This is a genomic window from Mycobacterium asiaticum (genome assembly GCF_001668675.1).
GTDB lineage: Bacteria > Actinomycetota > Actinomycetes > Mycobacteriales > Mycobacteriaceae > Mycobacterium > Mycobacterium asiaticum_D.
The window spans coordinates 36,032-42,795 of the sequence record NZ_LZKQ01000224.1 but is presented as its reverse complement, the minus strand read 5'-3'; the positions used below and the strand labels follow the sequence as shown (position 1 = coordinate 42,795).

The 6,764-nt window shown below is 63.8% G+C and carries 6 protein-coding genes and 1 pseudogene; 5 read left to right on the top strand and 2 right to left on the bottom strand.

Annotated features, from left to right (window positions below):
- Positions 1–252 (top strand): annotated as a pseudogene (locus A9X01_RS19420) (IS481 family transposase); the annotation flags it as partial.
- A gap of 473 nt (positions 253–725) precedes the next feature.
- On the opposite strand, the gene A9X01_RS19410 reads toward A9X01_RS19420, so the two are convergent.
- On the bottom strand, positions 726–1,193 hold the full coding sequence (locus A9X01_RS19410; RefSeq protein WP_065122313.1) for a 2,4'-dihydroxyacetophenone dioxygenase family protein: 468 nt from the start codon (positions 1,191–1,193) through the stop codon (positions 726–728).
- 272 nt (positions 1,194–1,465) lie between these two features.
- Between A9X01_RS19410 and A9X01_RS19405 the strand changes: the two genes are divergently transcribed.
- Positions 1,466–1,645 (top strand): hypothetical protein, encoded by a 180-nt coding sequence (locus tag A9X01_RS19405; RefSeq protein ID WP_065122304.1) that lies wholly within the window; start codon positions 1,466–1,468, stop codon positions 1,643–1,645.
- Between the two features lie 33 nt (positions 1,646–1,678).
- Here the strand turns inward: A9X01_RS19405 and A9X01_RS19400 are convergent, their stop codons facing one another.
- Positions 1,679–2,974 (bottom strand): PucR family transcriptional regulator, encoded by a 1,296-nt coding sequence (locus A9X01_RS19400; protein WP_065122303.1) that lies wholly within the window; start codon positions 2,972–2,974, stop codon positions 1,679–1,681.
- 102 nt (positions 2,975–3,076) lie between these two features.
- On the opposite strand from A9X01_RS19400, the gene A9X01_RS19395 reads away from it, so the two are divergent.
- From A9X01_RS19395 to A9X01_RS19385, 3 genes are all read left to right on the top strand, one after another.
- Positions 3,077–3,916: an SDR family NAD(P)-dependent oxidoreductase gene (locus tag A9X01_RS19395; protein ID WP_253849215.1), complete on the top strand. Its 840-nt coding sequence runs from the start codon at positions 3,077–3,079 to the stop codon at positions 3,914–3,916.
- Between the two features lies 1 nt (position 3,917).
- Complete coding sequence (locus tag A9X01_RS19390) at positions 3,918–4,703, top strand: SDR family NAD(P)-dependent oxidoreductase (protein ID WP_065122302.1); 786 nt, start codon at positions 3,918–3,920, stop codon at positions 4,701–4,703.
- 517 nt (positions 4,704–5,220) lie between these two features.
- Positions 5,221–6,567 (top strand): WS/DGAT/MGAT family O-acyltransferase, encoded by a 1,347-nt coding sequence (locus tag A9X01_RS19385; protein WP_065122301.1) that lies wholly within the window; start codon positions 5,221–5,223, stop codon positions 6,565–6,567.
- Positions 6,568–6,764: the final 197 nt, after the last annotated feature.

Genomic DNA, 6,764 nt, shown 5'->3' with positions numbered 1-6,764 from the left:
GCGGGTGGGCTGGGTGAAGATCGCACCGGCGATGACTGGGTCAGCCGGCGGGTGACCACCAACGGGGTGGTCAGTGTGGCCTGGCAGCAGGTGTGTGTGGGGGCCCACTACGCCGGATCACGCTGCGATGTCCACGTTGATGGGCAGCTGCTGCGGTTTTTCATCGGCGATGATCTGGTCAAGACCGTCGCGCGCACCCACCGCGGCGAGGTAAGAAACAAACGGGCCTTCCGCACCCGCGACCAGGCCTAACTAGTAACCCAGAGTGTCAAGGATCAACCGAAATAGATCCGTCAACCATCAACCGACGCTGAACAGCCCCACTTTTAGCCCCGGACCTCGCCGCAGCCCAGTTTGTTCAACCTTCCGGTGGCCGGCACCCGGATCGCCGATACGAGCTCGAAACGGTCCGGCAATTGCCGCTTCGCGAACTCCTCAGCGAGGTGTTCGGGCAGACCGTCGTTTGGGGCTTCGGCACGGGAGCGCGGTGCCACCACCGCGAGTGGGTGAACGCCCCGGCCGTGGCCGGACACAACGATCACAGGACCCTGCGGAGCAGCGGACGCGGAAGAACTGGCTTGCAAAGCCCTGCTGAATGCGGGTGGCCCTATCACTCGTCGGGCAGGCAGGCGGCAGACCGGCTCCCGACGAGTTTCCGTCACTCCCGCGGCGTGGATGACTGTGTCCCTTTCGCGGTCGACCCTTGCGAACGTTCGGCGGGGCGTTTAGACGTCCCAACTTGTCAGATCGCGGGCCGGAATGCCTTGGCTGACACAGTAGTTGGTGTAGCGCTCGATGGAGGTCTTGTGGTTTTCCTGCCACAGAATCGTGTTGTTCTCGTCAATGAAGAGCAACTCGCCGACGATGAAGAAGAACACCTCGGTGTCCTCCAGGCTCTCCGGGGTGTGCCTGGAGCCGGCCACCTCATAAACGGTGTCGCCAGCCCGCGAGATCCAGCTGTTTTCCTGATACCGCCACGCTCCGGTGACGGTGTGGCCGACAACGATGCCGGTGTGGTAGTGAGGCGGTAGCTCGAGCCCGCCGGGAAACTTCATGGAGACGATGATCTCACCGCGGACCGGGTCGATTTTCCAGTATTTCAAGAACACCTGATCAGTCAGTGGCGTGAACGGGATCCACGGGTTATCCGTGCCGCTCATGTAGTTGACATCAAGCTGTTGCAGCGTTTGCATCGGGGTCTCCTTGCTTCTGATTACTTCCGGCCGGTCGGCCAACTGCGTGAAACGGTATGGGCGCCCGCAGCGATTTCCTTGGGGCATGGCGCCAAGGTTGGTGGCCGCCTTTGTGCTTGCGTCACAGTGCGCGGGCGTGGCGGTGGGCGAAACGGCCGGGTGCCAAGAACTCGCCGCTTCAGAGCCGCTGGTTATAGGCGGACCCCTCTGCAGTCTCAGAGTTTGGAAAGCGTGCAAGGCGCCGCGCATGGGTGCTCGCCTAGGAGTTGGTTGTGGTGGCCACCAACACCGGTGTGGCGCTAGGCGACACTGACGGTACCCGCGACAAGGGCCCAGCGCTGGAGGGTCAGCAGGCGGCCGACTTCACGATGACGGCGCGGGTGGTCACTGCTCAATGGACAGCACTGTTCACTCTCGGTGAGGGTCAGGACGGAACAGTCAAGCAAGCTTGACGACTATCAGCGCCGTAGAGTCCAGTGTTTAGGTCACGTTTCGGCGGTGCGGTGATCACGGATGAGTCCCGGCAGCATGGGCAGCAGTAGCAGTGCCACCGCAAGGTCAAGGCTTTCGGTATCGATGCTGCGGCCGAGGATCGTTTCGGCTTGATCGACGCGGTAGCTCACGGTGTTGGGGTGCACGGTGAGTCGCTGCGCGGTTCGGGCGCGGCTGCGGTTCTCCTGGAGGTAAACCGACAAGGTCGTGGCGACGCGGTAGGTCCCTTCGTCATCGGCGGCCAGCGGGCCGAGTACCCGCTGGACAAACGATGCAGCGTGTTCGGCGTCGCTACTGGCCAGCGCGGCGACCGCAACGTCCCGATAGCGTGTCAGCGTGCCGGCGCGCGTCCCGGCCAGCGAAGCGGCCCGACGGGCATGTGATGCTTCGATATGACTGCAGCGGAAGCCTTTCAGGCCGCGCCCGGGCTGCCCGATACTGACCCGAACACCATCAGGAAGCGTCGGCCGTCGCGCATCATTGACGCCGCCCGGTGCGGCAAATTCGCTTTGCCGGCTGAACCAGCCGAACAGCACAAGCGAGCCGGCAGGATGAATAAGCGTTGTCTCACTGCCCATCTCGGCAGCAAGGATGGCGAGCGCGTCACTCAACGATGACTGAGCGTCGCGGTCCTCCTGCACCGAATCGACCCACGCGATGGCAGCCACATGGTGGCGATTGACGTCGTAGCGCAGCCGTTTGGACGCCCGCTGTTGATCACGCTCCCGCTGCGTCAGGATGTCATCGATCGCGTCGGTGCGTGCAGCGGCCGTGTTTCGCAGCCAGATTTCACGCTCGGCCTCATAAGCCTCCTCAGCGCGCTTCAGCGCCGCGTCGATGTAACCGAACAGCCAACTAGTTGTGAGGCGAAGCGCCGTTGCCTGTTCCTCCTGACCGGTCGCTTTCGCCGTGATGCGATCCCACATCCACTGCCACACCAGCCCCTGGGCCAATCGGTAAAACCGGCTAAGGGTGGCCAGCGGGATCTGACGCCGCACCCCGGCGCGAGCGATGGCCAGGGTCGGCACCGGTAATTCAATGCCGCGGGGGTCGTCGCCGATGTCGATGAGGTCGGCGAGTTGGCGGATACCTGCCTCGGTGCTGACCACGTTCTCCTTGACCGACTGCGGGTCGGGAAACAACTGTGGCGTCTCCGCTTGCATGCGTGCGACAGTCCGCTCGGCGAGTTCTCCTGCAAACGAACGCAATTCGGCAGCAATCGGTCGCAGCAGCTCTTCCCATACTCGTTGGGCGCCGGGCTCACGCAGTGGTTCGAACCTGAGCTCCATGCCAGCTCAACATACTCCGTTGTGACGGCGTCACAATCGACATCGGCAATGTTGGCCAGACGAAACGAGCCGGCGCAGTCGTAGCGCACCTAGCGTCACCGCGTGCTCAAAACAACCAACCTCACAGACCGCGTCGTGGTGATCACCGGGGCAGGCGGCGGCATCGGGCGGAAGATGGCGCTGTTGTGCGCGCGGCGCGGTGCCCGCTTGGCAATGTGCGACATCAATGAAGCCGCCGTCGTCGATACCGCCGCGGCGGTCCGAGAGGCCGGCGCCGAGGTGCTGGCTTCGCAGGTAGATGTGTCCGACCCCGAGTCCATGACATGGTTCGCCGAAGCCGCTCTCGCCCGGTTCGACCAGGTCGATCTCCTGGTCAACAACGCCGGGGTGGGACTGGTCGGCGGCTTCCTCGACACCAGCCGCAAGGATTGGGAGTGGCTGGTAGGCATCAATCTGATGGGTGTGGTGCACGGCTGCCACGCTTTCCTGCCCAACATGATCCAGTCCGCCCGCGGTGGTCACGTCGTCAATCTTTCTTCGGCGGCCGGGCTGCTAGCCAACCCACAGTTAAGCGCTTACAGCGCAACAAAGTTCGCGGTCTTCGGGTTGTCCGAGGCGCTGCGAATGGAACTGAAGCCGTATGGCATCGGCGTTACGGCGGTGTGCCCGGGCATCATCAACACCGGGATCGCGCAGACCAGCCCCATCCGGGGTAGCGGTGACGTCGCGGCACGCCGCAACCGCCTGGCGTCGACCTACGACAAGCGCGGGTACTCGGCCGAGCGTCGCGCACAACATCCTCCGGGCTGTCGACCGCAACCTCGCCGTTGCACCGATCGCGGCCGAGGCTCACCTGCTGTATGTGCTCTCCCGAATCGCCCCGCCGCTGGCCAGGTGGCTCGCCACCCAGCTAGCGGAACTGAGCAAATGATGGAGACCTGAGATGCGGCTGGAAGGTCGAACTGCGCTGGTAACCGGTGCCACCGGAGGTATCGGTCGCTCGATCGCGCACGAGCTAGCCGGACGGGGCTGTGTCGTGACGGTCACGGGCCGGCGAGAACCCGAGCTTCAACGCCTGGTCAGCGAGCTCGGTCCGGCCGCCCGCGGTGTCACCGCAGAGCTGGCCGACCTCGAGCAGGTGCGGGAACTGATGGCCAAAATCGATCCGGTCGATGTGCTCGTCGCCAACGCCGGCGTCGGAATCCCGGAGGACCTGGGCATGCTGAGCGATGCCGAGATCGAGCACGCGATACGGATCAACCTCTTGGCGCCGGCCGCGCTGGCGCGCGCAGCCATGGCACCGATGAAGGAGCGCGGGAAGGGCCATATCGTCTTCATCTCCTCAGGAGCCGGACTCATCGCCACGCCCGGCAACGGCACGGTTTACACGGCCACCAAATGGGGATTGCGCGGGCTCGGACTCGCCTTGCGGCAGGAGCTGCACGGCTCAGGCGTCGGGGTCTCCACGATCTTCCCCGGTCCGGTCCGCGACGCGGGAATGCTGTCTGACACTGGTGTCGCCTTACCGCGGGGCTTCACAACCAGTTCACCACACGACGTCGCGCGAGCGGTCGTTCACGCGATAGAACGTGACCGGCCGGAGGCCACCGTCGCTTCGGCCGGTGTCCGCGCCCTCATTGGGGTCGGCACGGTTGCGCCGGTACTCATCGGCCATCTCGCGCGCTTGGCAGGGGCGGGGCGGGTTCGGGCCGCAATGCTCGACCGTTAGGTGGCAACTACCAATAACCGGAAATGCGCACCGTCGCGGTGGACGGCGAGCGCGGCGCCAATCTCCCGACTCATGTTGCGGCGGAGGGGCATCGACCAGTTTGCCGTACCCCTCAGGCGAGTTACCACCGACCGCTCCAGCTGTGATTCCGACTCGCACGGGCCTTCCTCCCGTCTCAAGTGATGGTTCGAAGGCTGTTAACCGTGGACCGTCGAACTCGGCCATTTTCGTCGGGACGCACATGCGAACAATGTGTCGCGCAGACCCAACCCGAATGGGGCGTGACCCTCATGGGCTGGCGACGCCAAGGACCGCCATGCGGCGCCCGAGTCATCGCGCTAGCCGTAGCCGATACATCGTCCTTGTGGTGGGCTCACAATTGCGGCCGCTGACCTTGGCATGCCAAAACGAGCCGTTCTAGCCCTTGGACTTTAGCTTCATGAGCAACGGTTGAACGCCACGACACCGCACGGTCCCCAGCCTCATCGGGTCCGGCGGCCGAACGAAGGAAAAACTGATGAAGCTGATGTCGCCGATCGAGTCGATGATGTTCCTCGCTGAGTCTCCAAGACATCCGATGCATGTCGCCGGCTTGCAGTTATTCGAGCCGCCGTCGGGCGCCGGTCCAGAATTCGCCCGTGAGTATTACAAGGGAATTCGCGCATCTGAAGACATCCAACCACTGTTCACCAAGCATCCGGCGATCCTGCCTGGGGGACTGACGGCCGGATGGTCTTCGGCGACAGACGTCGACGTCGACTATCACGTTCGCCGCTCAGCGCTGCCTGGTCCCGGACGCGTCCGGGAACTGCTCGAATTGGTTTCGCGACTGCACTCGAGCATGCTCGACCGGCACCGCCCATTGTGGGAAACCCATGTTATCGAAGGGCTTAAGGACGGACGCTTCGCCGTGTACACCAAGATTCATCACGGCCTCGTCGACGGAATATCTACGATCGATCTCCTTCAGGGTTCGCTCAGTGTAGATCCACTCGACCCACAAATCCGGCCGCCTTGGGCGTTGACCAATGGCGCTGACGACAGCCCACCCACTGCGCGGCTACGCGCGCTCGCCAGCGCAATGAAATCGATTCCGCGACTTGGCCCGTCGATGTTCGGCCTGGCGCGCGCTGCGTTGCTCCAACAGCAGCTGACCCTGCCGTTCGAGGCGCCAAGCACCGTGCTCAATGGCCGCATCAGTGGTGCGCGCCGCTGCGCCGCACAATCGTGGTCGCTCGAGCGCATCAAGAACGTCAAGAACGCCGCCGGTGTCACCGTCAACGACGTCGTCCTGGCGATGTGCGCCGGCGCCCTCCGCGCCTACCTCGCCGACAACAACGCGCTGCCGCAAAAGCCCTTGGTCGCAATGGTTCCGGTCAGTCTGCGCACCGCAGCAGACTCGGCCGGCGGCAACGTGGTTGCGGCAGTCTTGGCCAACTTGGCCACCGACATCCATGACCCGGCTCGACGGCTAGAGACCATCAGCGCGTCGATGCGAAAGAATAAGGAGGTCTTGGCCCAGTTGCCCAGGGCGCAAGCGATGGCGTTAGGGATGTTGTTGCTCTCACCGGTCGTGCTCGGTGGGGCGCTGGGAATGTCCTCGACTCCGCCGCCGTTCAACCTCTGCATCTCCAACGTGCCCGGCGTGCGGCGTCCCCTGTACGCCAACGGTGCCCGCCTGCAGGGAACCTATCCGATGTCTATCGCCGCCAACGGGCAGGCGCTCAACATCACTTTGGTCGGCAGCGGCGACAGCCTCGACTTCGGCCTGGTCGGATGCCGCCGCGCGGTACCCCACCTGCAGCGGCTGCTCAACGATCTCGAAACCTCGCTCAAGGACCTCGAACGCGCCGTCGGGATCTAGCTGAACTACCCACCGAGAACTACCACGACCAACCTCAGCCTGAACCTTGTTGCCACAGCACGTAATCACTCAAGCCGTACGCACTGCGGTGTGACAATGTGTATTACGCCGGTTGATGCTTGACGGTTGTTTCGGTTGACCCTTGACACTCCCTAGACAAGGGAGGTGGGTTTTAGTTGCTCGTGCGGAACACCGCG

What these genes read in the sequence shown, in the direction of transcription:
- A9X01_RS19410 (WP_065122313.1), bottom strand. Translation starts at nt 1,193, where the DNA reads ATGCAAACGCTGCAACAGCTTGATGTCAACTACATGAGCGGCACGGAT.
- A9X01_RS19400 (WP_065122303.1), bottom strand. Translation starts at nt 2,974, where the DNA reads ATGGAGCTCAGGTTCGAACCACTGCGTGAGCCCGGCGCCCAACGAGTA.
- A9X01_RS19390 (WP_065122302.1), top strand. Translation starts at nt 3,918, where the DNA reads ATGCGGCTGGAAGGTCGAACTGCGCTGGTAACCGGTGCCACCGGAGGT.
- A9X01_RS19385 (WP_065122301.1), top strand. Translation starts at nt 5,221, where the DNA reads ATGAAGCTGATGTCGCCGATCGAGTCGATGATGTTCCTCGCTGAGTCT.